Genomic DNA, 26,698 nt, shown 5'->3' with positions numbered 1-26,698 from the left:
TACAGCATCAGAGTTTTAATATTTTCAAAATTTTCTCTACCCTGTATTTCTCTTCCATGGCAGGAAAATAAGTATCGTAGGCCTCTTTAATCAGCTTGTTCGAATAGTATCTTCTGAAAAAGTAAGGCCCGTCTTTAATCACATAATTCAAAATAAAAAAGCGGTAAACTTCTTTAATTAAATGCACTTCGGGAGGTGTAAGTGGAAAAACTTTGTGGTATTCTTTCAGAAACAGCATAAAGCGGTCTTCCATCAAAGTGTCGACCTTGTAACTGAAAACCGTGCGGTCGCCAACATCGGAAACCACGCGGCTAAAAAAGTAAAAATCCATAACGCGCGATGACATTCGGAACCAGTCGTAATCCCATCGCGAATAGAATTTTCCGTCGCCGGTTATCGAGAAATTCCCAATGTTCCAGTCAACCAAAACGGGTATGGTTTCAATTTCGGTGTTGTAATTCACGCGGTCGGCATTCTCCAAAAAATAATCGGCATGACGAAGAATCAAATCCTTGTGCGACTCGTCCATTTGTATTTCGCTTTTATGGATCGAGCGTTTCAATTTCTGAATATCGGTAATTACATTTTTCGAGGAGTGTGGCAACTGGTTCGAAACGTTGGTGCACGCTTTATGAAAACGAGCCAACTCGCGTCCCAGTTTTTTTATGTGTTTTTCTTCCAGCCGGCGGGGCAGTTTATTACGTATCTGAATAGGATTGTAGAACACCACCCAGGCACTGCGATCGCGCTCGTGGTAACGATAAATGAACAGTTCGTTTCTTTTTACAAGCGATTGTGCCAGAAACATCTGGTAAGGATATTCGAGATTGTTTGCCAGATTGTTTATAATAATGTGGTCTTCGCGAAAATCTTCGAAGTTTCCGTATTCCGAGATTTTTGCAAAAACAGGCTCGCGTTTGTAAAACGATAATTTATATACATGATTGGTGGAAACCTTGGCACTCACATCAAAAACACCTTTTATCTCGTGTCTTTCGCCATCAAATTCTTTCCAGGCCAGTTTGATTATCTCTCCATAATCCAGTTTCTGCATCATCTCTTTCTTGTTTTTTTCAAAGTTAGTTGGTTTTGCTTCGCAGCCTTCCTGTTGTTTAAATTATTTCGAAATACCTTTTCAGTTCCCATTGCGGATCGCTGTTGTCGATTTGCTGGCATTCCCACTCGCGGGTTAGCGTGAAATGTTTTACGAATTCCTCGCCAAACAATTCGTTGGCAATTTCCGATTCGGCCATTTTTTTCGTTGCTTTTTCCAGCGAATCAGGCAAAATGCCATTTCCTGTTTCCAGGTAACCATTTCCTGTGGTCGGGGCAATTTTCAGCGGCAGTTTATTTTTAATACCGTAAAGTCCTGCAGCCAGCGAGGCGCCGAGTGCCAGGTAAGCATTTGTGTCCGATCCCGGAACGCGTAATTCGATGCGTGTAGATTTCTCACTTCCCGGAATGGCGCGAACAGCACAAGTGCGGTTGTCGATTCCCCAGGTAAGCGTGCGAGGTGCCCAGTCGCCGCCGCTCAATCGTTTGTAACTGTTTGGGTTGGGCGCAAACATCGGCAGTATTTTGGGCAAACATTTTAGCAGTCCGGCAATATAATGTTGCATTGTTGAACTTATTCCATCGTTCGAGTTTGCATCTAGAAACATATTCTTCTTTTTGTCGATATCCCACAAACTTTGGTGGATATGACCGCCACAACCTGGCAATTTATCATTCCATTTGGCCATAAACGTAGCCATGAAATTGTGTTTGTAAGCCACTTCTTTTACTGCCGATTTAAACAGCAGCGCTTTGTCTGCAGCAGCCAGAATCTCGTCGTAAATAACAGTGGCTTCCATAACGCCGGGGCCGGTTTCGGTGTGCATGCCTTCCAACGGAATATCAAACTGCTGAAGCAGCTCGAACAAGTCGTTAAAAAAGGGCTGGTTAAGCGAAGTTCGTAATATCGAATAACCAAACATTCCCGGAGTTATCGGCTGCAAATCTTTAAAATCAGCATCGGCAATTTCGCTTGGTGTTCCCTGAAAATTGAACCACTCAAATTCTTGCGAAAAGATAGGTTTAAATCCCATTTCTTCGCTTCGGGCGGCAATTCGCTTTAACAAACTTCGCGAGCAGGCCGCACTGGCATATTTCGGGTCGTTGCTAAAATCACCCAGCAGAAAAGGCGTATTATCTTCCCACGGAATCTGGCGGTAAGTTTCGGTGGCAACGCTGGCTTTTGCATCGGGGTAGCCGGTGTGCCAACCTGTAACCTGGCTGTTTTCGTAGCACTTGTCGGCACAGTCCCAGCCAAAAATTACATCGCAAAATCCGAGTCCATTTTCAAGGGCATTCAAAAACTTGTTTTTATGAATGTATTTGCCGCGTAAAATCCCGTCGATATCGGCTACGGCAAACTTTATTTTCGTGAAATTTCGTTCCTTTATTTTGGTTAGTATTTCTTGCTTATCCATTGCGCGCTCTAAATTTAATTTAAAATAAACGATGTTTGAGGAAATAACAAATATCAGCATTAGATCTTTCGCTTAACGGGGTGGTGGTATTTGTATGTTGTGTTACGAAAAAATGGAAAATTTCCAGAATTACCCCTGTTCTTTCGAGGTAGGAGTAAACATTTTCTTAAAAAACGAAGATTAAGCATGATAAATGTCAGTGTTGAGTTTGGAAAATATTATTTTTGAGCACAGACAAAAAACAGACTTAATAAAATTAATCATGGCACAATTTAGATTTAAAGCGCTTGATGAAGTGCTTAACCGTAAGCCGGTGGAAATCGAACGCGAAGAAAACCTGGTTTCGGATTACTATGGCATGTTGGTGTTCGATCAGTCAAAAATGAAAAAATATTTGTCGCGCGAAGCCTACAAAGCAGTAACCGATGCGGTTGAACGAGGAACTACTGTTGACCGTAAAATGGCCGACCAGGTAGCTCAGGGCATGAAAGCCTGGGCGATTGAAAACGGCGCAACTCACTACACGCACTGGTTTCACCCGTTAACAGACGGTACAGCCGAAAAACATGATGCATTTATTGTTCATGGTGCCGATGGCGGTGTGATCGAATCATTCTCGGGTAAATTGTTGGCACAGCAGGAGCCCGATGCTTCGTCATTTCCAAGTGGCGGAATTCGCCAGACTTTTGAAGCCCGCGGCTACACTGCCTGGGATCCGTCTTCGCCGGCATTTATCAGCGAAACTACACTTACCATTCCTACTATTTTTATTTCGTATACCGGCGAGGCACTCGATTATAAAACACCTTTGCTGCGCGCGCTAAATACAATCGACAAAGCGGCTACCAGCGTGTGCCAGTATTTCGATAAAAACGTTACCCGAGTTCAGGCTAACCTGGGATGGGAACAAGAATATTTCCTGATTGATGAAGCTTTATTTATGGCGCGTCCTGATCTGATGTTAACCGGACGAACTTTGATGGGCCACGCTTCTTCAAAAGATCAGCAACTTGATGACCACTATTTTTCATCGATCCCAACGCGCGTAAACAAGTTTATGCAGGATGTTGAGAATGAAGCATACAAACTTGGTATTCCGGTAAAAACACGCCATAACGAGGTGGCACCAAACCAGTTTGAGCTTGCTCCGATTTACGAAGAGGCCAATTTGGCCAACGATCATAACCAGCTGTGCATGGACATTATGCAAAAGATTGCCCGTCGCCATAAATTCCGTATTCTTTTCCACGAGAAACCATTTGCCGGAATTAACGGATCGGGAAAACACAACAACTGGTCGTTATCAACCGACACCGGTGTGAATTTGTATTCGCCGGGTAAAAACCCAAAATCGAATCTGCAGTTTTTGACGTTTGTAATTAACACATTAAAAGCTGTTTACGATAATCAGGATTTGCTGCGCGCCAGTATTTTAACGGCATCGAACCAGCACCGTTTGGGAGCCAACGAAGCACCTCCGTCAATCATTTCAGTATTCCTCGGATCGGAAGTGTCGGCTATGCTCGATTTGATGGAAGAGGCGGTAGTTGATCGCAAAATGACTCCGGATGAAAAAACAGCTTTAAAACTGAATATTGGTCGAATCCCTGAAATTATTCTCGATAATACCGACCGAAACCGCACATCGCCATTTGCTTTTACCGGAAACCGTTTTGAGTTCCGCGCTGTAGGATCGATGGCCAACAATGCATCTGCTTTAATTGTGTTGAACACGGCAGTAGCCGATCAGCTGAAAAAGTTTAAAATAGAGGTAGATACCCTGATTGAAAAAGGAGTGAAAAAAGATGAGGCGATCTTCCAGGTATTGAAAACGTTGATCATCGATACAAAGCCAATTTGTTTTAACGGAGATGGTTACAGCGATGATTGGGTAAAAGAAGCCGAAAAAAGAGGTTTGACCAATATTGGAAATGTACCTGATTCACTGGCAGCGTATCTGCGCGAGGATTATGTTGATCTGTTCAAACGAAACGGTATTTTCAATAAGTCCGAAATTGAAGGCCGGGTAGAGGTTGAATACGAGAAATTCATCATGAAAGTGCAGATTGAATCGCGCGTTCTGGCCGATATTGCCATTAACCACATTGTGCCAACAGCAGTGGAGTACCAAACCATGTTGCTGGAAAATGTGAAAAACCTGAAAGAAGTATTTCCTGAGGAGGAATTTCTGTCGCTGGCCGGTGGTCGTTTAGAGCTGATCCGGGAAGTGGGAGGTCATATATCGGCAATTAAAGCAAAACGCAAAGAGATGATTGCAGCCCGTGCAAAAGCCAATAAGGTTGAGGATGTGGTTGAACGATCGAAAGAATACGATAAAGAAGTCCGTCCGTACCTGGATGAAATTCGTGATCATATCGACCGATTGGAGTTGATTGTTGATAACGAAAAATGGCCGTTACCAAAGTACCGCGAGCTGCTTTTTGTTCGATAACGAGACGTTTACAACGATACAAAAAAGACTTTCTGATTTTCGGGAAGTCTTTTTTTGTTTCCGTATACTTAAGCAACTATTAATTCGTTAGATAAAAGACGAAATAAATTTATACCAATTGTTCTTCAAAATTTCTCTTAGAATTTCGAAGTCTACAATGGTTAATGCCGATGCTACAACAAAGGCGCAGTCGGAGCGAAGTGAACGAATACGACATTTTGTTGTTAAATCGGTATTATTGGAAATAGTCGGTAAAAAAATTTTACTTTTACTCCCCGAAATTGAATGGGTATGAAGCAGGTTAAACTAGCTGTTTTTGTTTTTATAATCATATTTTTAAGTGGTTGCGGATCGACCAGATATGGGCGCGATGCTACGCTGTCGCAGGATATTGGCGAATACTACAAAGCCATTGAAAAATACCGCAAGGCCAGAAAAAAGGAAAAGAACCGCCAAAAACGGATCGATTACGCCTATCAGTTGGCTGAATGTTACCGGGCAATCGGAATGTACGATTACGCCGCCCAGAACTACAAATTTGCCATTCGTTTAGGTTATGATGACACGGAAGCTTTGTTGCATTATGCCGATATGTTGCGCATTACGCAAAAATACGAAGAGGCTTACGAAACCTACCGAACTTATCTTGATTCGGTTCCGGGCGACCAGCGTGCTTTGGATGGTGTTGAAGCCATGCAAAAAACACAGGAATGGGTGGCCAATCCTACACGACACATCATAAACCCGATAAAAGAAATTAACTCGCGCGAGAGTGATTTCGCTCCTGTTTTTGTTGGTGGCCGCGATAACGAGATATTTTTTACGTCGTCGCGGGAAGCGTCAACCGGAAAAAAAGAAAGTATGATTACCGGGCAAAAATACACCGATATTTATCGTGCAACTTTTGGTATTCAACGGCAGAAATGGGAAAAACCCAAGTTGCTGGAAGAGGGAATGATCATTAACACAGGCGATGAAGAAGGCGCTATTACTTTAAGCTCAACCGGCGAAGAGATGATTTTTACGCGCTGCCGTTACGATAAATCTCAGCCTATGGGAGCCGAGTTGTATTCCACTTCGCAATCGCGAGGATCGTGGTCAAGTCCGATAAAATTACAAATTGTTGGCGACAGTATTATTGCTGCACATCCGGCACTTAGCCCCGATGGACTGGAGATCTATTTTGTTTCGGATATGGTCGGCGGACAGGGCGGAAAAGACATTTGGAAAGCAACGATTGATGGCGGTAGTTTTGGAAAACCGGTAAATCTTGGCCCCACAGTAAATACTTCGGGCGACGAGATGTTCCCGTTTGTTCGCGATAACGGAGATCTATATTTTGCCTCGAATGGCCACATTGGTCAGGGAGGTTTCGATCTTTTTCATGCCTACAAAAACGATGATGGAATTTTGGTGGTTGAAAATATGGGATCGCCAATGAATTCGCCTTCCGACGATTTTGGAATTGCATTCGTAACCGGCGAAAACAAAGGGATGTTCACCTCGAACCGCAAAGGATCGCGTGGCGATGATATTTACTCTTTTGTAGTTCCTCCGAAAGTTTACCAAATAGAAATTGACGTTTTCAATAAAGAAACTGCATCGCATCTCGATGGCTCGACAATGCGTGTGATCGGCACCGACGGAACCAACCTGAAAGTGCGCGCTCGCGGTGGTAAGTTTAAAATGAAACTGAAGCCCGAAACAGAATATGTTTTTGCGGCCTTTAAAGATGGTTTCCTGCGCGATAAAGCGGCGGTGAACACCATTGGAATGGAGGACAGTAAAGACTTCCGTTTTACCATGAATCTGACTCCAACCGATGCGCCGATAAAAGTTGATAATATTAACTACGAGTTTGGCAGCTGGGAATTACTCGAAAGCTCGAAAACGGCACTCGACACCCTGGTTGAGATATTGGTTTTTAACCCAACGATTACCATTGAGTTGATGGCACACACCGACTACGTTGGCAGCGATCAGTTTAACTTCGATTTGTCGCAAAAACGTGCACAAAGTGTAGTGGATTACCTGATTGAAAAGGGTATAAATCCGGATCGTTTGGTAGCGAAAGGTTATGGCGAAACATGGCCAAAAACCGTGAATCGAAAATTGGCTAATCAGTACGATTTCTTAAAGCGTGGCGATGAACTGACGGAAGAGTTTATTCTGAAGTTGCCTGAAGCGCAGCAGGAAATTGCCCGTGGAATTAACCGTAGAACGGAGTTTAGAGTACTGTCGACCGACTTTATCGAACGGTTTGATGCCGAGCCGGAAGGTTAATTCTCCTCGTCCGGTTCTTTTTCTTTTTCCTCAATTGGTGGTTTTACTACTTTTCGGGTAGAATAATAATCCGTCCGGTACATTTTACGCTTTTTCCGTTTTTGTACTGCTTTGTCAATTGCTTTCAACGGAACACCCAAAATTGGTAAGAAACTTATTGATCCGGCTTCGGTTCGCATCAACCGGTTGTGCTCGGTCATTATCGTTGTGGTTGGATCGCTCTCCGGTTTCATTTTATTGTACTTCAACGGTTTGTAGCTGTCTAAAAAGTCAAGGTTTTCCTGGGCGCGTTTTAAATCTGTTTTGTGCTCCGGGCTAACCACTATTTCAGGTATTTGCACATTTTCTGATTCCATGTTAACGATTGGGTTCTGCAGCAAATTATACACTTTAACCGATACGCGAAAATAGGAGATATGCGAGAATATCAGCGAGTCCTGGGCACTTACAGAAAGTTTAAAAACACCGTTGGCTCTTGTAATGTCTTTTTCTAAAGTTCTTGGATTTATTACATAAACATCGGCAATGGGGAGGCCTTCGTTATTCACCGTTTTTCCTTCGATGATAAAAGTAGGCGGGTCTTGGGCATACGCATTAATACAACAGGTAATGGCTAACAGAATGGTTATTGTTTTCATTTTTGTTTAGTTTTCAGCACAAAGATCGGGATTAGTTATTTTAAGGTTGCTGAAAAAAAACTAAACTATGTTAATTGATTTTATGGGCGAAAATGAGAATCTGAGGAGGCAGGAGTAAACGGAATTCGGAAGTAAAACGTGGTTCCTTTTCCGATCTTTGAGGTAAAACCAATATCTCCTTTTAGCAGATCGATGTTGCCTTTACAGATTGAAAGTCCCAAGCCAACACCGTCGTAAAACTCTTTATGTTCGTTATGCGCCTTTTGAAAACGTTGAAAAATGTATTGCTGTTTATCGAAAGCAATGCCAATTCCTGAATCTTCAATGGTAAATCTCAACATGTCTTTTTCAAGCTTGTAGCTTAATTTTATGGTGCCTGCTACGGTGTATTTATTGGCATTGTTCAGTAAATTCATAATTACCTGGCGAAGTTTACCTGCATCGGTAACAATGTAACTTTCTTCATCGCTCAGTCCTTTTTCGGCCACAAATTTTATCGAATCCTTTACAATGGGCTTAAAAGCTGCATTAATTTCATCGATCATATTGTTCAGCGTAAAAGTGTTTTCGAATACCTTTACATTGCCCGATTCAATCATGGAAATATCAAGCAGTTGATTAACGATATAAAGCAATTGGTTCGAGCTGTTTCGAATGATGGCAAGATACTGATGCACCTCTTCCTCATTAAATTCGTGGGTGTTCAGAATGTCGGAAAAACCAACGATACTGTTCATCGGAGTTCTTATCTCGTGCGAAATATTTTGCAGAAATGCAGTCTTCAGATCGTTACTTTTTTTCGCCTCGGCTTCAGCTTCGCGCAGTTTTTTCAGGTGCGATTTTAATAGCAAAAACAAAAGAACAGAGGTAGCGGCCACATAAAACCAGCCTTTGTAGGTTTGAAATTTCGTTAAGATTTCCTGATCGCTGGTAATCGTTAGCAAAAACTTATCGGAGAAAATGATCCAGAGCCCACCGATGAGGAGATAGATTAACGTGATTCGGTATTCAAATTTTATCTTTTTCATAAAACAGAAGCATAAAAATACAAATAAGTATTTTTACTGTTGTCAGGATTATCAAAAACGGGGGTAAAGTTAAATTTTTTCTCGAATGTCGTATGCAACCAGCACTTTACCATGCCTTACCAAAAGCATTCCGTTATAAATGGCCGGCCTCGACCAATACGGACCTGAACCATATTTTATTTTGAACTCACTAACTTTTTCAAACTTTTTCGGGTTTGCCTTCACGAGTGCCATATTGCCTCGTTTTTCGTCACACAGGTATAACATATTTTCGGCTGAGATTATCGGCCCTTTGGTATTGAAATCGGCAATCCATACAATTTCGCCAGTGTCCCAGTTCATGCAAATCCATTTTCCGCTTTGCCGGCCTGTAAAGTTCGAGCCATAAAGAAAACCATCAATCAGCACAACTCCGTGGTTGGCATTATCGAAAGTGTGATCGGCAAATTTTTCGGTAAACGACTTCCCGTCAGGAGCGATTTTCAACATCGACGACTTAACATCCCATCCGCTGGTAATCCACACACAGCTGTCGTGATAGGTAGGCACGTTGGTTAAAATAGTCGTATTGTCTCCATTATTATCGAGGTAATTATGATGAAAACTCCACATAATTTCGCCGGTTTCGGCACTCAGGCTAATAACATGCGTTTGGTTGGCCGTAATAATGTATTTTTTGCCACAGTGTTCAATCAGTGCGGGTGTAATGTTCGAGCGTTTGGCATGCATCGTTTCCGATTTCCAAACCAACTCTCCGGTCATTTTATCAAGCGCAACTACCATTGCTGTTTCGCCCCCGATCGATGCGATTACTTTGTCGTCAACCAAAAGTGGCGACTCGGAAACACCAAACATGTCCCAGTCGCTTTGATATTTTTCGTGTAAATCAACCTTCCAGATCGTTTCTCCGGTTTCCGCATTTAAGCAGGCCATCTGATCCAATCCCGATAGCAGGTACAACCGGTTATCTTCAAGTGTTGGTGTGCAACGTGCTTCCGGGTAAGAATTTTTCCAGGCTTTTCCATACGGTTTTTGCCAAAGAATATTTCCCCGCAAATCGAGGCAGCTCAAGTATTCCAATGAGTCGATATTTCCGGTGGTGTAAATTCTGTTGTCGGTGGCAATTGTTGATGCATTGCTTTTTCCAAGGTCTTCGACTACCCACAAGATATCGGGACCATTTTCCGGCCATTGTTTTAGCAAACCTTTTTCAGGGAAAACACCATCGCGGTTAGGACCGCGGAACTGAATTATTTGGGCTTCAAGGTTCAGGAAACAAACAAAACTAAAAATTACGATTAGGGAAAACGGCAGGTATTTCAACTTGAACATACTTATTTTTTTAACTGAACTTCACTTTCCATTACTTCTTTCAGGCGTTTTATCTGGTCCGGATTTCCCAAAACAAAAAGCTGATCGTTACGCGAAAGTATCATTTGCGGATCGGGATTAAAAACGTAACGGGCACCACTTATTTTTATTCCAATAATGTTGGCTCCTGTGGTTTCCCGAACTTTGAGCTCGGCAATTGATTTGCCTACAAAACGTTGTGCCAGGCGTTTGCACGAAACTTCTTCAAGCGTAACATCCTGCGATTTTTGCAGCAAAATATATTCGATAAACTCAACAACATCAGGTTGATGAACCAACTTTGCCATTCGCTGACCACCAATACGTTCAGGCATAATTACATTGGTGGCGCCGGCGCGTTTTAATTTCATTTGGCTTTCCAGTTCCGAAGCACGGCTGATAACAGTAAGTCCCGGGTTCATGCTTCGCGCGGTAAGCACTACAAAAACGTTGTCGGCATCGTTCGGTGTAGTTGCAATTAACGCGCGCGCCCTGTTAATTCCTGCTTGTTCCAGCGTTTCTTCGTGGGTTGCATCGCCCTTTATATACAACAGGTTTTCGTTCTCCCGAATTCGTGAAATCACATTGTCGCGTTTATCGAGAATAACAAACTCCACCTCGTTTTCGGCCAGTTCCATGGCTGCCTGTTCGCCATTTCGGCCATATCCCACAATAATTACGTGGTCTTTTAATTTTGCAATTTTTTTATCCACCCTGTACGTTTTTATATAGTTAGCCAATTCTCCGTCGAAAACAAAACGTGCCATATTTGAGCCTACATACACTACACTACCCAGACTTATAATAATTAAAGCAATGGTAAATATCTTTCCGTCGGGGGTTAATGGATGCGAGCCAACCTCTTTAAAACCAACGGTTGAGATGGTGATCACAGTCATGTACACACTGTCGAGCAGGGTCATTTCTTCGATGTAATAATAACCCATTGAGCCAAAAATTAAAATCGATGAGAGCAGACCAATTCCGATCTTGACAGTTTTGCTCGAAACCGCTTGAAATTTATTATACTGTTGGCTACTTGTTGGCATGTTAGTCGTCCTGATTTTATACTGATGAAACTAATTTCACCCCTAATTGGCAATTTAAACATTTTTTTGATTCACAGTAATAGTTTTTTAGTTGAAGTAAGGCTTGCGAATCAAAAGCTGAGCGCGCCTGAATACCCAAATCTGACCAATTTGAAATGATAGAATTGCTTTCTGCCGGAAGGTTTTCCAGAAACTCGAGCGCCCGGTTTTTTAAGTGGTGTTTGTTTTGTTTTTCGCCGTAAACAAACAAAAACGGAACGATAACATTGATAATCAGAATTTGGGCAGCGGTGTCGCCAAGTTCCTTTGGCTTAGTGTTTTTCGATGCTTTATTGAAATTGTAATGCGTGTCCCAGTATTCCGAAGCTTTCACCTTAAACAATTGTTTTAGTTCATCGGTAGATTCAATTTCCAGTATTTTTGAAAACAGACCTTCCGTTTGATAAATAAGCGCTGCCAGTTGCGAAATGCGAATAGTTGGAAAGTTCGGCGGACGCAGGCGCATAAATTTCCACAAATGGCCTTCAATTCCTTTTAGCTTGTACTTTTTGTACAGAAAAGAGTACTCCTCACGAAGCCGTATAAAATAATCGTCGCCCAGTAATTGTTGGTTCAGTAATCCGGAGTTTCCAAACAATAAAGCTTCCAACTGAAAAAGACTGTTTTTGTGTTTGAGCAAGGTTTGTACGGTAAGCGATTTGGCCAGTAATTCAAAGGGCACTGCATTAACTTTAAAACCAAACATTCGAGCCAGGATCTGAAAAAATGTCTCCTCCCAATTGTTGTTATTTTGCTCCAGTTGCTCAACGATTGCTTGTGTTTTTGTTTCCAGTCGCTCTATCATCAGTCGGTTAAAACCCAACTGCAACATAATCGGGTCAACTTTGTGGAACTGGTTTTCGCAGGCGATCCAGGTTTGTGCATTAATCAGGTTTTGGTAGTTGTGCTTTAGTTGCTCGGGGTAGTGCAAAATCAATGTCGGAATAAGCTCGCCATTAGTTCGGGTGACGGAAGTGTCGGCCGTTTCAACAACATGCAAAATAACATTATCGTAGGCTTTGTCGTTGGTATGCTCGTGTTTTTGCCAATCGGATGCCGATTTGTGGATTTCGATATTGCCGACCCAAATTGTGTCGTCTAATTTGATCCTGGCATTAAAAAAATCGGGACCGGAATCGGTATTTTTTCTGCCTTGGTCAATAATTTCCAGTCGATCGCCTTCAACGGTTTGTAACTGATTTGTTGCGAAAAGTTTGTTTTGCCAAATGTATTGAAGAAATTCTTCGGGCATATTTTGTGGGTCAGTCATTTGGGAATATTTTAGTTTCCCTTAAAAATAAGGAAAATGTTTGAGATTCCAGAAATTGATGGTCTGACTCTGAGTCAGGCTATCAATAATTTAGCTTGACATTTAAACGATTTACCACGATGAATACCAGGCCGCTAAGTTTATACGTATTCTTCTTTGTGTCCTTCGTGTCTTAGTGGTTTGTCCTTTAATTTGAAATTTTCTGAAAAATATCCCACAAAACAATTCCGGCACTTACCGAAATATTGAAAGAATGTTTGGTGCCGTACTGGGGAATTTCAATGCTGCCATCGCAAAGATCCACCACACTTTGTTTTACGCCTTTTACTTCGTTGCCAAAAACCAATGCAACTTTTTCATCGTCTGCAGGTTGGTAATCGGGCAGCATAATACTGTTTTCCACTTGTTCAATGGCATAAACTTTAAAACCTTCCTGCTGCAGTTTTTTTACCACTTCTTCGGTGTGCTCAAAATATTCCCAGTCAACCGATTTTTCAGCGTCGAGCGCAGTTTTCCTGATTTCGTTATTGGGAGGGGTGGCTGTAATCCCACACAGGTAGATTTTATTAATCAGTAAAGCATCCGATGTGCGAAACACCGAGCCAATGTTGTTGCAGCTTCTGATATTGTCGAGCACCACAACAATGGGTGTTTTGGTCGATTGTTTGTATTCCTCAACGCTTAAACGGCCAAGTTCTATATTTCTGAGTTTGCGCATAAATCTTTTCTTTTCAATGTCATTTACCAGTTGACTGCGGCTCGTCTGAATGGTTGCGACATACAACGCGCACCGCCACCGCCGCGCGCCAGTTCCGATCCGGCAATGGTTACCACACACTTTTTGTAATCGTCAACCGAAACTTTTCCCGAAATAATATCCGTAGCTGCAACTACTTCGTAACCGTTGTTGTTCAGCTCTTCAATGGTGTGAACGTTACGTTGGTAGCCAATTATTTTCCCCGGAGCAAAAGCCAAAAAGTTTGCACCACTATGCCATTGTTCACGCTCCTGAATCCACTCGTCGCTATTGCCTCCGCACGAAATCGGTTTTAAATCCATACCCAGTTTTTTCAAGGCTTTTGGTAGGTTTGGCATTTCTTCAATTCGGCTAACATTGCCATTTTCAATTTCAAGATGAATGGTTTTAAAACGACTCATTCCAAAAATTACCGGCGGATAAACCATACATTCATCGGTGTTCAGAAAAGTAAAAACCATGTCGAGGTGAATAAACGACTCGGGTGTTTCGGGTAGCTCCTGAACGATAATATGTTGTTTCCCTTTTTTCTGCTTTTTAATGTTTTCAATGATAAAATCAATACCCTGTGTGCTGGTTCTAACACCGGTGCCGATCACAAAAATATCGTCGCGGGCAATTTGTACATCACCGCCTTCTACCATCGATTTTCGGTTCACCATAATGTTCGACTCCGGTTTTGCAGGATTTAATACATGGCTCTCAATATCCGGGTGGTATTTGTAAATGGCCTCCATAATCAGCGATTCCCGCTCGCGCACCGGGTTGGCCATTTTACCGATCAGCATATTGTCATTCATTGCCATGGCCGAGTCGCGCGTGAAAAACAGGTTGTGCAAGGGACGCAGCAAAAAACGCTCGTTGCTCAGGTAATTGGTAAGGTTGTTTTTCTCCAGCACCACGCCTTCAATCAGCATTGTTGCCAATGTCTTTGCATCGGTATCAATCATTTGCTGGCACGAATCGATGTATTCGGTCATGCAGATTTCATTCAGCAGCTCTTTTTTTACTTCGTCAATAGCCAAAATGTCGGCCAGCAGATCCTTCACCTGGTATACCTTCGATACTTTTTTTAGCACACCCTCAAACTGGGCATATTCGGTCGAAGCAATCGATAGATTTAAAATGTCGCTGTACAGTGCACGTTCGGCATTTGCCGGTGTCATGTTTTCAACTTCCGAGCCCGGAGTGTGGATAATTACGCCTTCTAATTGGCCAATTTCTGAATGAACCGATGTTTGCATAATCGCGTATAATCTTTTGTTTTCGGGATCAAAGATATAAACTTTGCATGGTCTGTAATTGATTAACGATTATTTCATCTGTTTATAATTGGTTATTTTACGGCAACAGATGTAACTCGCATGATTATATTCACTCGCCGTTGTATGAAAAAAATCGCTCATTCAATGTGTATTACAACAGACTTTTTAGTATACTCGTTTCGTTCTACTTTTATGTTGCTAAAAATGTTTTGATGAGGAGGTTTGTCTTTATAACGATTTTTTTGATGGGAGCGTGGCTGGCCGGGGCGCAGGAAAACGATACTTCTGAGATTAATATTGGCTATGTTCAGGATGGCGACACGATAATTTTTAAGAACATAAAAGAGATACCTGTTTTCCCGGATCGGGAGTTTAAAAACAAACGACAATACAGGCGATACACGCGTTACATACAAAAAGTGAAGAAAGTGTACCCGCTGGCTGTTGAAGCGCGCGAATTGTTAAAAGAGTACGAGCCCGAATACTACGCTTTGGAAACACGGAAAGAGCAACGGAAATTAATGAAACAGCTTGAGAAAGAGTTGCTCGACAAACACAAAGAAGAACTGAAAAAGTGGTCGATTTCGGATGGGCGGATTTTGCTGAAACTCATCAATCGCGAAACGGAACGAACGCCATACAGTTTAATAAAAGATTTCCGTGGAGGATTTAGTGCTACCTTTTGGCAGGGAATTGCCAAACTTTTCCGAAACGACTTAAAAGCCGGCTACGATCCGGATGAAGAAGACCAGATACTGGAAGAAATAGTAACATTAATTGAATTAGGATACTATTAAAATGCGAGACCACATCAGAACTTTTATAGCCATAAAAATTGCTCCTAATAAGGAAGTACTGAAGCTGCTGCAGCATTTTAAAAACTTGTTTCCCAACGACCGCATAAACTGGGTTGACACCGAAAATTTTCATCTAACACTACGATTTATTGGTAACACAACACGCGAGCAACTGTACGAATTAGTCGATCGAATAGAGGATATATTTTCTGATAAATCGAAATTTGAGATTACCCTAAAAGGAACAGGCTACTTTAAAAGCAAAAATCAGCCACGCGTTTTGTTTCTAAAACTCAACGATTCGGAAGATTTGTTGCAATTGGTCCCGGAAATTGAGGAGCAGGTAGTTGCCTGTGGTTTTGATGGTGAGCAAAAAACATTCAGGCCACACTTAACTTTAGGCCGCATAAAATCGGTAGAAAACAGAAACCGGTTTTTCTCCATTTTAGATGAAATGCCCGCAGTAGAATACCAGAAAGTTGAAGTAAAAGAGATAATTCTGTTTCAGAGTATATTAAAACAAACCGGCCCCGAATACAGGCCAATAAAAACATTCCCATTAAAATGATTGCCAATACACCAAAACCACCTTATTACGCAGTGATTTTTACCACAGAGCGCAGCGCGATTGAAGAAGGTTATGCCGAAATGGCTCAACAAATGTTGGAACTGGCCAAACAACAGCCCGGATTTTTAGGTGAAGAATCAGCGCGTGATGGATTGGGAATAACCGTTTCGTACTGGGAGAGTTTGGAAGCCATTAAGAACTGGAAACAAAATACCCATCATTTGCAGGCACAAAAACTGGGGAAAGAAAAATGGTATAAAAAGTACAAGTTAAGAGTTGCTCTTGTGGAGCGCGATGCGGAATTTGGTTTTTAATACGGTTTATTTTCCGTTGCCTTTTACACTTACCATGACAGTGTAAATCAGGATTTTAAAATCGATGTACAAGGAGATGTTTTTCAGGTACATCATGTCGTAAGTTAAACGCTCCAACATTTCATCAACATTCGAAGCATAACCATATTTTACCTGTCCCCACGAAGTAATTCCCGGACGCAGTTTATGCAAGTGCGTGTAATGCGGTGCGCGTTTTACAATTTGTTTAATGTAAAATTCCCGCTCGGGACGAGGTCCAACCAACGACATACTTCCCTGGATTACATTGAAAAACTGTGGAATTTCATCGAGGTGTGTTTTACGCAGAAAGCGACCGATCGGAGTAATCCGTGCATCGTTTTCAGACGAAAGTGCAGGCGAGCCATTTTCTGCTTCGGCAACCATGCTTCGCAGTTTGTAAATATAAAATGGTTTCCCGTATCGTCCTACGCGCTGTTGCTTGTATATAATTGGCCCTTTGGATGTTGTTTTAATAATAAACGCCAGCACAATAAATACCGGGAAAAACAGGATTAGCGCAATTATGGAGAACAGAACATCCAACAATCGTTTCATGTTTTCCTGCCAACCGGGCATTAAGCCGTTACTGATCTTTATCAGCGGACTTCCGAAAATCGTGTTGGTTTTTGTCATTCCTGACAGCAAATCGTACAAATCGGGGATTCCCCAAATGGTGATTTGCCTGTTTTCAATAATCGTAAGAATTTCGCTCAGTTTATCGTGTTCGCTTGTTTCCAGCGCCAGAATAACTTCCTCAATTTGTTGTTTATCCAGAATGTCGATGATGTCTTTTATGTGGCCGAGCATGGGCAACTGCTCACTTAAAACGGAGTCGCTGTTTTCATCCAATTCGATAAAACCAACAAATTTATTTCCGGCAGGCCGCACCTGGCTCGACATTTCGTTGTATACTTTCAGCGCCTTCTCGTTACTTCCGATAATAAGCGTGTTAAAACCAATCTTACGTTTGTGAATTTTGTGAATGGTTTGTGTGGTCAGTATTAATCGGAAAATATAGGTGAGCGAAAAATGTAATCCGAAGAGCGTGAACACCAGATTGTAATAGTTTTTGTACGATCCAATCCAGTCGTCTAATAAAAAAGCAAAGAAAATTACCACCACGCCAACTATCGATGTGGAGAAAGTTTGTCCCAGTTCAAGCAGTCGCGATCGGCGATAAATATTATTGTAAAACCCAACAATGTAGTAAAATGTAATCCAAAAAGCAGGGATGATCAACAAGCCCAAATAGAATTGCGGAGTGAGTTCAAAAGGAACGTCCCATCCGTTAAAATACTGGGGTTCAATAATTTCTTTTCGGTACACAAAAAAAGCAGCCCAGGCAAGTGCTGCGGCAAAAAAATCGAAAAATAAATATTTGGCTGTTTGCCACGATTTATTCATTAACAAGCGATTAAGTCAGGTCGTTTTACAATCAGTATTTAAACGGCCTGTAATGCAAAATATTGCGGCAAAAATAGTTTTTTATTGGCATTAATGAATAGAAAACTGCGCTATCTTTTTGTTGATCTTTTGCGCCACGTGCATGGCAATTAAATAATCGTCAAGTGTCGATATTTTTTTGATCTTTCCTTCAATTGCCTGAATAAAAATATCCAGCTCGCTAATCCTGCAATCGTCATCAAATTCAATAGGCTCATTGTCAGACAAAAACTTCTCCTTGCTGAAGTTAAACGTAGCAAACTGGTTGTCGGAATAAATTCTGACTTTAAAATTCTTCAGCGACTCCAGCTTCCCGAAGTTCAGGTTAACAACCGACGCGTCGCCAAACTCCAGGCGAACGTTGGTAAATTTCGAGTTATTAAACCCCGGGAAAGTAACTGCTCCTATTTTTTTCGGAGAAATGCCCGTAACCTTCAACAGCATGAGCAACATCGGGTACAACGATTTCTTTTCGGTTACATCCTGCTCAAAATTTGAATAATCGATAAAAGCCGGTGTTTTTACATTTTTATTTACCCACTGAATGGCCGGAGAGAAATAATACGGATTGGTAACCTGCACCACCGATCGCGATTCGTTTATCAGTTTATTCAGTTCAGTACACTCGTCGATGGTGAGATCGGGATATTCCGCGCAAAATATGTGCTTCGATTTTTTTACAATTTCGCGCATAAATTTAAACGGCATGGGCGTTGAGTTGTCCATGATAATCACATCCGCGCGTTCAATTAATTCAACCCGGTTAAACTCCGGAATGGAATAATGAAAACCGGTCAGCTCTTCGCTTGATCCAACAGATGCTTTCCCAATAATATTTATTTGGGTATTTTTCTTGATCTCCATTACAAAAGGCTCAAGAATTTCAGTGTTCCCGATTAATCCAACATTCAGCATAGTGCGCTATTTAAAATGAATTTAAATGCAAATATAGAATACAGCCCAACATCTTTTAAATGTACCAGTGTTAATTTATCAACGTTAAATGTTAATATTCATTATGTGCAGCAACTGTTGTTGGTAACTATATTCGATTAATTTTGTGAACATAGCAACGTAAAAATGATAAACGAAACATCGCGACATAAAGGCTTGCGCAAGCGTTTGGTTGAAGGCCTGAAAGTGAAGGGTATCCGAAATCCATCGGTTTTGGAGGCTATTGGCAATGTGCCGCGCCATTTGTTTATGGACAGTGGTTTTATAAATTTTGCATACAAAGATCAGGCATTTCCAATAGGTGCCGGACAAACCATTTCGCAACCGTACACGGTAGGTTTTCAAACCCAGTTGCTTGATGTGCAAAAGGGCGAAAAAATTCTGGAAGTTGGAACCGGATCGGGTTACCAGGCTGCGGTTTTGGTTGAAATGGGAGCAAAAGTTTTTACTATTGAACGACAAAAAGAGTTGTACACAAAAACACATAAATTTTTGCCATCGATCGGGTATAAACCGGCTTGCTTTTTTGGCGACGGTTATAAAGGATTGCCCGATTTTGCGCCTTTCGATAAAATACTGGTAACTGCAGGTGCTCCATTGGTTCCGCCCGAATTAAAAACGCAGCTTAAAATTGGGGGGAAACTTGTTGTGCCGGTGGGTAACGATAAGCATCAGGATATGTGCGAAATTATCCGAACCGGCGAAAATGATTACACCATGAAAAAACATGGAGGCTTTGTTTTTGTTCCTCTCTTAAAAGGAACCGTAAATTTCTGATAAATGATAAAAGTTGAAAAATTTGTAGTAAACCCTTTGGGCGAAAACAGCTTGGTTTTAAGCGACGAAGCAACAAAAGAATGTGTACTTATTGATCCCGGGTTTTATTACGGAGAAGAGCAGGACGAGGTAAAATATTACATTGAACGAAACGAACTGAAACCGGTAAAAATTATTAATACGCATTGCCATTTCGATCATATTATGGGTGTTGATTTTATTCGCGACGAGTATAAAATCCCGTTTTATGCGCATGCCGACGATGCCTTTTGGGTAGATCGGGCTGTTGACCAGGGGAAAATGTATAATTTCGAAATGCAGCCGGTAAAACCCATTGATGAATTTATTGAAGAGGGACAAACGATTGAGTTTGGCGAATCAAGTGTTGAAGTTATTCATGTTCCCGGACATGCTCCCGGCCATGTAGTTTTTTACAGCAAAAACGATAATTTGTTAATTGCTGGCGATGTAATATTTTATGGCAGTATTGGCCGAACCGACTTGCCCGGTGGCGATTTTGATACTTTGATTACCAATATTAAAGAGAAACTTTTTCCGCTACCAAACGATACAAAAGTTTACTGTGGTCACGGACCGGAAACGACGCTTGGCTTTGAAAAAGAGAATAATCCGTTTTTAACCTGAAGGTAAACACTTTAAAATTGTTTAAAATCATGTTTTAGAATCGGTTGAGTTTATATACTTGCAGAAAAATTCACCTAAATAAATATTTCGAATGTCTCAGGATAGATTTGTCACCCGCCACATTGGCCCGCGAGGATTAGAAGTTGCCGAAATGCTTGAATTTGTTGGTGTTTCGTCGATGGAGGAATTATTGGAACAAACAGTTCCTTCAAACATCAGGTTGCAACAGCCTTTAAAAATGAAGGAAGGATTGTCGGAACGTAAATACTTCCGCCGTATTCTCGACCTGGCATCAAAAAATAAAGTATTCAATACTTACATCGGAATGGGATATTACGACACGATCACTCCCGCAGTGGTTTTGCGTAATGTACTTGAAAATCCGGTTTGGTATACTTCCTACACGCCATATCAGGCCGAGATTTCGCAGGGACGATTGGAGGCTTTGTTGAACTACCAAACTATGGTTTGTGGTTTAACCGGAATGGACATTGCCAATGCATCGTTGCTTGATGAGGCAACTGCAGCTGCCGAAGCGATGGTAATGATGGCCAACCTGAGATCGCGGAAAATGGTAAAGGCAGATGTGAATACCATTTTGGTAGATGAAAAGATGTGGCCACAAACGCACGACGTTTTAGAAACCCGTGCACTGCCGCTGGGATTCGAATTGAAAATCCTGCCAAAAGACGAATTTAATTTTGATGAGAATGTATTTGGCGTACTTGTTCAATATCCGAACTCGGATGGCGAAATAACTGATTATTCTGAATTGGTTGAAAAAGCGCACGAAAAAGAGATAAAAGTTGCCGTTGCTGCCGATTTGATGTCGCTGGCCATTCTGACTCCTCCGGGAGAGTGGGGTGCCGACATTGTATTTGGTAACTCGCAGCGTTTTGGCGTTCCAATGGGTTATGGCGGACCACACGCAGCATTTTTTGCTGCCCGCGAAGCTTTCAAGAGAAATATGCCGGGACGAATTATTGGCGTAACCAAAGATATACATGGTAACCGGGCGCTTCGTATGGCACTGCAAACCCGCGAGCAGCACATTAAACGCGAAAAAGCAACATCGAATATTTGTACAGCACAGGCGCTGCTGGCTATTATGGCCGGTTTCTTTGGTGTTTACCACGGCCCTGAAGGTATTATCGGAATTGCCGAGCGTATTCATAATATCGCTGCATTCCTTGCTATTGAAATTGAAAAACTGGGTTACACTCAAATCAATAAAAACTTTTTTGACACCATCCGTTTTGCGTTGCCAAAACATGTAATGCGCGAAGATATTGAATGGTTGTCGCACGAGCTGGAAATGAACTTCCGCTATTTCGAAAATGGCGATGTGGGTATCAGTATCGACGAAACTACCAACCCGCAGGATATTGGCTGGATTATCGAAGTGTTTGCAAAAGCTGCCAACAAAAAATGGCAGGTTGCCGAAGAATATCCTGAAGATTTTGAGATAGATGCTGCGTTTAAACGAACTTCGGAATTCATGACTGAGGAGGTATTTAATAAATACCGTTCGGAAACAGAAATGGTTCGTTACATTAAACGACTGGCTAAAAAAGATATTTCGCTAACACAATCAATGATCTCTCTGGGATCGTGTACCATGAAACTGAATGCAGCAACTGAAATGCTGCCGTTGAGCTGGATCGAATTTAACGGTTTGCATCCGTTTGTTCCTAAAAACCAGGCACGCGGTTACCAGGAAATGATGGAAGAACTGCGCCGCGATTTAGCAGAGATTACCGGAATGGCTGACGTAAGTTTGCAGCCAAACTCGGGAGCTGCAGGCGAGTATGCCGGTTTGATGGTGATTCAGGAATACCACAAGAGCCGAGGCGAAGGACAACGCGATGTAGTGATTATTCCTTCATCGGCGCACGGAACTAACCCTGCAAGTGCGGTTATGGCCGGTACAAAAGTGGTTGTGGTAAAATGCGACGAAAAAGGAAACGTCGACATGGAAGATCTTCGTGCCAAAGCTGAACTGCACAAAGACAATCTTTCGGCTTTTATGGTAACTTATCCATCTACGCATGGGGTCTTTGAGGCTTCAATTATTGAAATGTGTGAAGTGATTCACGAAAATGGTGGACAGGTTTATATGGACGGTGCCAACATGAATGCACAGGTTGGATTGACAAATCCACGTATGATTGGTGCTGATGTTTGTCACCTGAATCTGCATAAAACATTTGCAATACCTCACGGTGGTGGTGGTCCTGGTGTTGGACCGATTGGCGTTGCCAGTCACTTGGTAGAGTTTCTGCCATCGCACCCGATTATGAATAACGGCCACGTTGGAATAACGGCTGTTTCTGCAGCTCCGTGGGGAAGTGCTTCGGTATTGCCGATTACTTACGGTTATATTAAAATGATGGGTGCTGAAGGGCTAACAGAAGCTACAAAACTGGCCATTCTGAATGCCAATTATATTGCAACCGCTTTAAAAGATAACTACGGCATTTTATATACCGGCGAAAACGGTCGTGTGGCACACGAATTGATTTTAGAGTGCCGCCACCTGAAAGCTTCGGCGGGAATCACGGAAGAAGACATTGCTAAGCGTTTGATGGATTATGGTTTCCACGCGCCAACGCTGTCGTTCCCGGTTCATGGCACGTTAATGATCGAGCCAACAGAAAGTGAATCGAAAGATGAGTTGGATCGTTTTATCAGTGCTTTAAACTCTATTTTCGATGAAGTGAAAGAAGTGGAGAACGGTGTTGCCGACAAAGCAGATAACGTTCTTAAAAATGCGCCGCACACAGCCGAGAGCGTTTGTGCCGATGAATGGACACACGCTTATGGCCGCGAGAAAGCTGCTTATCCGTTGGATTGGGTGCGCGAGAACAAATATTGGGTGCCGGTTGGCCGTGTTGATAATGCATGGGGCGATAGAAACCTGATTTGTACCTGTGGTTCGCCGGAAGAATACGAAGCTTTTGCTGACTAAAAAATAAATATTGATATAAATATGGGAAGCCGTCTGAATTTTCAGGCGGCTTTTTTATTTTTGTGGCATGATCACATTTCCCAATGCGAAAATAAATATCGGGCTCAATGTTGTGGAGAAACGACCGGATGGTTACCACAACCTGGAAACGATTTTCTACCCCGTAAAATTAGCGGATGCTTTGGAAGTGATCGAAGCTCGGGAAACGGCTTTTACTTCATCAGGAATTGAAATTGATGCTGCTCCGGAAAATAACCTCGTTTATAAAGCTTATTCTTTGCTTGCCGGAGATTATGACCTTCAGCCGGTAAAAATGCATTTACATAAAGTTATCCCGTTTGGAGCGGGCCTTGGTGGTGGTTCTGCCGACGCAGCTTTTGCATTAAAAATGCTGAACGATTATTTTGAGTTGGGATTAGCAACAACAAAGCTGGAAGATTACGCTGCCCGAATTGGTGCCGATTGCCCGTTTTTCATCCAAAACAAACCCACTTTTGCACACGGCATTGGCGATCAGTTTAAACCGGTAAATCTCGATTTATCAGCTTACGAGATTGTAATCGTTAAACCGCCTTTTTCGGTGAGTACACCGCAGGCTTATCGAAATATCGTTCCTGCAAAATCGGATTTTAACCTGCTGGAAATTGATCAACTTCCCACCGAAGATTGGAAAACAGTGGTTAAAAATGACTTCGAAAAAAGCGTATTTCCGCAGTTCCCCGAAATTGAAGATCTAAAAAACAAGCTTTACGAAGCAGGCGCCGTTTACGCTTCCATGTCGGGGAGTGGCTCGGCTGTATTTGGCATCTTTCGCCATTCACCGACAAATTTGGATATATTCCTACCTGAAGGTATTTTTATTTACCGATAACCCCGGACGTTTACCGACCTTAAGAACTCATTAACATTTTTTTTATTCTTTTTAACAAAACGATATGTAACCTTTGTACTCGTTAATAGTCATATTAACTGAAAACAAGAAAACAAAAAAGTCCTTTACGAAGGCATTTGAAAACAAACAATTAGTAAGAAAACAGTTAAAAACAGAAAACATGAAAACTAGATTTAATTTAAAAACAGTTGCACTTATAATAGCCGTCATTTTTACAGTAGGAACAGCTAATGCAACAGAGAAAGTAACAAAAGCCTCGAGCCATGAAAACATTGTTGAAGCATCGTTAAACGTTGAAAACTGGATGACAGACGACGCGATTTGGAGCACTTCGGATGTATCGAATTTTGCTGAAGCGCAGGAAGAGTCGCTGAATCTTGAAAACTGGATGACAAACAACGATGTGTGGTCTACTTCAAGCGATTGGGCAGCCAATACCAGCGAAGCCGGCATTGAGTTGGAAAACTGGATGACTGACGACATTGCATGGGAAGTAGCACCAACAGCAACAGTAGAAACAGAAGGACATTTAAGCCTTGAGGACTGGATGATTAACGACAGAGTTTGGAATTTGTAGATAAATAGAAAACGCGATTAGTTTTATTTGGATTTTTGAGAGTTGCCGCTTAGTTGGGGCAACTCTTTTTTGTTTATATCCTTTGAGTATTTGCATAAAAAAAACCGCACAAATTAATTGCGCGGTTTCAATATCTCTAAACTCGTTACGAGTTACTTTGTCGGTTTAATCACAATCATTAAATGACGGTTGGGAATAACCTCACCTTTTTTGACGTGAATTTTTACGATCTCTCCATCAAAAGGCATGCGTACCTGGTTCTCCATTTTCATTGCTTCAAGCAATAAAAGTGTTTCGCCTTCTTTCACCTTTTGTTTTGGTTTTACAAAAAGATCGATGATCGTTCCCGGAATAAATGAATAAAGTTCATTCGGATCCGGAGACGTATAATTAACCCTGTTCTCAAACTTTTTGGTGTACGTAGTTTTGTAAACCGCACCTTGAACAACAAGATTTTTAAGCTCTTTTTCTTCTGCCATAATGCAATTCTTTAAGTGGTTTAAAACGGAGGAATTCCATGTTTTTTAGCTGGCATTGAAGCGCTTTTGTTTTCCGAAACCTGCAAGGCATGTAAAATGCGCGAACGTGTTTCGCTAGGCTCGATTACCTCGTCGATATAACCTTGTGCAGCAGCAACATAAGGATTGGCAAACTTTTGTTTGTACTCCTCGATTTTTTGCTGACGCATTTCTTCAGGATTCTCAGCTTCGGCAATTTCTTTACGGAAAACGATGTTTGCAGCACCTTCTGGTCCCATAACCGCAATTTCGGCTGTTGGCCATGCAAAAACAAAGTCGGCACGCAAGTGACGCGAGTTCATTGCAATGTAACCACCACCGTATGCTTTACGCAAAATAACGGTAATTTTTGGCACTGTAGCTTCGCTGTATGCATAAAGAATTTTTGCTCCGTGACGGATTACACCGGCATGCTCCTGGTCAACTCCTGGCAAGTATCCCGGAAGGTCTTCCATGGTAACAATCGGAATGTTGAAAGCGTCGCAGTAGCGGATAAAACGAGCTGCTTTGTCAGAGCTGTCAATATCCAATACACCTGCAAGAACCATTGGCTGGTTGGCAACAAAACCAACAGTTTCGCCATTCATTCTACCGAAACCGATAATAATGTTTGGTGCAAAATCTTCCATTACTTCCAGGAACTCAGAACCGTCGCTGATGCTTTTGATCACCTCGCGCATGTCGTACGGAATTCTTGGATCTGCAGGAACGATGTCCTCCACTTTTTTACCTTTTAGCGGCGCTTTTGGTTTGTGTGCCAAAGCTTTCCGTGAGTTGTTACGCGGAATATAACTGATAAGTGTTTTTATCTGCTCGAAACATTCCAACTCGGTTTGTGCATAAAAATGTGCGTTACCGGTTACTTCGGCATGTACACGTGCACCACCCAGTTCTTCCATCGAAACTTCTTCGCCCAATACCGATTTAACCACTGATGGTCCGGTAATGAACATTTTCGAAATGTTTTCTACCACAAAAACAAAGTCGGTAAGTGCAGGCGAATAAACCGCTCCACCGGCGCAAGGGCCAAGAATTACCGAGATTTGAGGAATAACACCAGAAGCCAGTGTGTTGCGGAAGAAAATCTCTCCGTAACCGGCCAATGAGTTAACACCTTCCTGAATACGAGCACCACCCGAGTCGTTGATACCAATTAAAGGAACGCGCATTTTCAGTGCGTGGTCCATAATTTTTGTAATCTTGCGGGCGTGCATTAATCCCAACGAACCACCTGCAACGGTAAAGTCCTGGGCGAAAACGCAAACCGGCTTATCGTAAATAGTTCCGGTACCAATGATAACACCATCTCCGTGTAGTTTTTTGCCTTCCATCCCAAAATCTTTGGCGGCGTGCTCAACAAATAAGTCGTATTCGTGAAATGAGTTTTTATCCAACAGGGCCAGGATACGTTCACGGGCTGTGAGTTTCCCCATCTTAACCTGTTTCTCAATGGCTTTATCTCCACCACCTTTTTGTACTTCTTTCTTTCTTTTACGAAGATCGAGTACGTTACTTCTTAGTGACATAAAGTATTTTTTTAGTTATAAATTTCCCGGTTGCAGACCGGTGTTATTTTTATTTAGCGTGGGCAAAATTATAATTTTTTTTAATTGCCGTGGACT

23 protein-coding genes are annotated in these 26,698 nt (G+C 42.0%); 10 read left to right on the top strand and 13 right to left on the bottom strand.

From position 1 onward, the window contains the following. Positions 1 to 7: 7 nt before the first annotated feature. A complete protein-coding gene (locus QZ576_RS10485; RefSeq protein WP_297096843.1) occupies positions 8 to 1,057 on the bottom strand; it encodes a hypothetical protein in 1,050 nt (349 codons plus the stop codon). A gap of 55 nt (positions 1,058 to 1,112) precedes the next feature. Beyond that, entirely contained in the window at positions 1,113 to 2,471 is a 1,359-nt protein-coding gene (locus QZ576_RS10480; protein WP_297096841.1) for a hypothetical protein, read from the bottom strand. Positions 2,472 to 2,733: 262 nt separating this feature from the next. On the opposite strand from QZ576_RS10480, the gene QZ576_RS10475 reads away from it, so the two are divergent. Both QZ576_RS10475 and QZ576_RS10470 read left to right on the top strand, forming a co-directional pair. Further along, the gene (locus QZ576_RS10475) at positions 2,734 to 4,923 is read left to right on the top strand and encodes a glutamine synthetase III (protein WP_297096839.1); all 2,190 of its coding nucleotides are present in this window, start codon (positions 2,734 to 2,736) and stop codon (positions 4,921 to 4,923) included. A gap of 291 nt (positions 4,924 to 5,214) precedes the next feature. Further along, positions 5,215 to 7,206: an OmpA family protein gene (locus QZ576_RS10470; protein WP_297096837.1), complete on the top strand. Its 1,992-nt coding sequence runs from the start codon at positions 5,215 to 5,217 to the stop codon at positions 7,204 to 7,206. On the opposite strand, the gene QZ576_RS10465 is transcribed toward QZ576_RS10470, so the two are convergent. From QZ576_RS10465 to QZ576_RS10435, 7 genes are all read right to left on the bottom strand, one after another. Continuing rightward, on the bottom strand, positions 7,203 to 7,844 hold the full coding sequence (locus QZ576_RS10465; protein ID WP_297096836.1) for a hypothetical protein: 642 nt from the start codon (positions 7,842 to 7,844) through the stop codon (positions 7,203 to 7,205). The two genes, QZ576_RS10470 and QZ576_RS10465, sit on opposite strands and share 4 nt — an antisense overlap. A gap of 80 nt (positions 7,845 to 7,924) precedes the next feature. Next, positions 7,925 to 8,872 carry a HAMP domain-containing sensor histidine kinase gene (locus QZ576_RS10460; RefSeq protein WP_297096834.1) on the bottom strand — a complete coding sequence of 316 codons (948 nt, stop codon included), beginning with the start codon at positions 8,870 to 8,872 and terminating at the stop codon, positions 7,925 to 7,927. Between the two features lie 69 nt (positions 8,873 to 8,941). Continuing rightward, positions 8,942 to 10,204, bottom strand: a complete 1,263-nt coding sequence (locus tag QZ576_RS10455; RefSeq protein WP_297096832.1) for a PQQ-binding-like beta-propeller repeat protein — start codon at positions 10,202 to 10,204, stop codon at positions 8,942 to 8,944. Between the two features lie 2 nt (positions 10,205 to 10,206). Next, the gene (locus QZ576_RS10450) at positions 10,207 to 11,271 is read right to left on the bottom strand and encodes a TrkA family potassium uptake protein (protein ID WP_297096830.1); all 1,065 of its coding nucleotides are present in this window, start codon (positions 11,269 to 11,271) and stop codon (positions 10,207 to 10,209) included. Positions 11,272 to 11,287: 16 nt separating this feature from the next. Beyond that, positions 11,288 to 12,580, bottom strand: coding sequence for a DUF2851 family protein (locus QZ576_RS10445; RefSeq protein ID WP_297096828.1), 1,293 nt, complete (start codon positions 12,578 to 12,580; stop codon positions 11,288 to 11,290). A 187-nt stretch (positions 12,581 to 12,767) separates the two neighbouring features. Beyond that, the gene (locus QZ576_RS10440; protein WP_297096826.1) at positions 12,768 to 13,298 is read right to left on the bottom strand and encodes an RNA methyltransferase; all 531 of its coding nucleotides are present in this window, start codon (positions 13,296 to 13,298) and stop codon (positions 12,768 to 12,770) included. Positions 13,299 to 13,321: 23 nt separating this feature from the next. Further along, the gene (locus QZ576_RS10435) at positions 13,322 to 14,581 is read right to left on the bottom strand and encodes an arginine deiminase family protein (RefSeq protein WP_297096824.1); all 1,260 of its coding nucleotides are present in this window, start codon (positions 14,579 to 14,581) and stop codon (positions 13,322 to 13,324) included. Positions 14,582 to 14,814: 233 nt separating this feature from the next. On the opposite strand from QZ576_RS10435, the gene QZ576_RS10430 reads away from it, so the two are divergent. Genes QZ576_RS10430 through QZ576_RS10420 form a run of 3 tightly spaced genes read left to right on the top strand, consistent with a single transcriptional unit; the run spans position 14,815 to position 16,281 of the window. Next, entirely contained in the window at positions 14,815 to 15,399 is a 585-nt protein-coding gene (locus QZ576_RS10430) for a DUF4294 domain-containing protein (RefSeq protein WP_297096822.1), read from the top strand. Between the two features lies 1 nt (position 15,400). Further along, positions 15,401 to 15,967, top strand: coding sequence for an RNA 2',3'-cyclic phosphodiesterase (gene thpR, locus QZ576_RS10425; RefSeq protein ID WP_297096819.1), 567 nt, complete (start codon positions 15,401 to 15,403; stop codon positions 15,965 to 15,967). Next, on the top strand, positions 15,964 to 16,281 hold the full coding sequence (locus QZ576_RS10420; protein ID WP_297096817.1) for an antibiotic biosynthesis monooxygenase: 318 nt from the start codon (positions 15,964 to 15,966) through the stop codon (positions 16,279 to 16,281). Before thpR ends, QZ576_RS10420 begins: the two co-directional genes overlap by 4 nt. 6 nt (positions 16,282 to 16,287) lie before the next feature. Here QZ576_RS10420 and QZ576_RS10415 read toward each other — a convergent pair whose 3' ends face one another. Together QZ576_RS10415 and QZ576_RS10410 are read right to left on the bottom strand one after the other, a co-directional pair. Beyond that, complete coding sequence (locus QZ576_RS10415; RefSeq protein ID WP_297096815.1) at positions 16,288 to 17,706, bottom strand: sugar transferase; 1,419 nt, start codon at positions 17,704 to 17,706, stop codon at positions 16,288 to 16,290. A gap of 90 nt (positions 17,707 to 17,796) precedes the next feature. Then, positions 17,797 to 18,660, bottom strand: coding sequence for a hypothetical protein (locus QZ576_RS10410; protein ID WP_297096813.1), 864 nt, complete (start codon positions 18,658 to 18,660; stop codon positions 17,797 to 17,799). A 165-nt stretch (positions 18,661 to 18,825) separates the two neighbouring features. On the opposite strand from QZ576_RS10410, the gene QZ576_RS10405 reads away from it, so the two are divergent. The 5 genes from QZ576_RS10405 to QZ576_RS10385 all read left to right on the top strand — a co-directional run bounded on the left by QZ576_RS10405 (position 18,826) and on the right by QZ576_RS10385 (position 24,558). After that, positions 18,826 to 19,476, top strand: coding sequence for a protein-L-isoaspartate(D-aspartate) O-methyltransferase (locus QZ576_RS10405; RefSeq protein ID WP_297096811.1), 651 nt, complete (start codon positions 18,826 to 18,828; stop codon positions 19,474 to 19,476). Positions 19,477 to 19,479: 3 nt separating this feature from the next. After that, a complete protein-coding gene (locus tag QZ576_RS10400; RefSeq protein ID WP_297096809.1) occupies positions 19,480 to 20,121 on the top strand; it encodes an MBL fold metallo-hydrolase in 642 nt (213 codons plus the stop codon). A gap of 91 nt (positions 20,122 to 20,212) precedes the next feature. Next, positions 20,213 to 23,089: an aminomethyl-transferring glycine dehydrogenase gene (gcvP, locus tag QZ576_RS10395; RefSeq protein ID WP_297096807.1), complete on the top strand. Its 2,877-nt coding sequence runs from the start codon at positions 20,213 to 20,215 to the stop codon at positions 23,087 to 23,089. Positions 23,090 to 23,156: 67 nt separating this feature from the next. Continuing rightward, entirely contained in the window at positions 23,157 to 23,960 is an 804-nt protein-coding gene (gene ispE / locus QZ576_RS10390) for a 4-(cytidine 5'-diphospho)-2-C-methyl-D-erythritol kinase (RefSeq protein ID WP_297096806.1), read from the top strand. A gap of 181 nt (positions 23,961 to 24,141) precedes the next feature. Continuing rightward, positions 24,142 to 24,558 carry a hypothetical protein gene (locus QZ576_RS10385; RefSeq protein ID WP_297096804.1) on the top strand — a complete coding sequence of 139 codons (417 nt, stop codon included), beginning with the start codon at positions 24,142 to 24,144 and terminating at the stop codon, positions 24,556 to 24,558. Positions 24,559 to 24,710: 152 nt separating this feature from the next. Here QZ576_RS10385 and QZ576_RS10380 read toward each other — a convergent pair whose 3' ends face one another. Together QZ576_RS10380 and QZ576_RS10375 are read right to left on the bottom strand one after the other, a co-directional pair. Next, complete coding sequence (locus tag QZ576_RS10380; RefSeq protein ID WP_297096801.1) at positions 24,711 to 25,037, bottom strand: biotin/lipoyl-containing protein; 327 nt, start codon at positions 25,035 to 25,037, stop codon at positions 24,711 to 24,713. Between the two features lie 20 nt (positions 25,038 to 25,057). Then, positions 25,058 to 26,602, bottom strand: a complete 1,545-nt coding sequence (locus QZ576_RS10375) for an acyl-CoA carboxylase subunit beta (RefSeq protein ID WP_297096799.1) — start codon at positions 26,600 to 26,602, stop codon at positions 25,058 to 25,060. Positions 26,603 to 26,698 lie beyond the last annotated feature (96 nt).

The sequence above is a fragment of the uncultured Draconibacterium sp. genome, from assembly GCF_913060805.1.
Taxonomy (GTDB): Bacteria; Bacteroidota; Bacteroidia; order Bacteroidales; family Prolixibacteraceae; genus Draconibacterium.
This window is presented reverse-complemented; position numbering and strand designations above follow the sequence as displayed.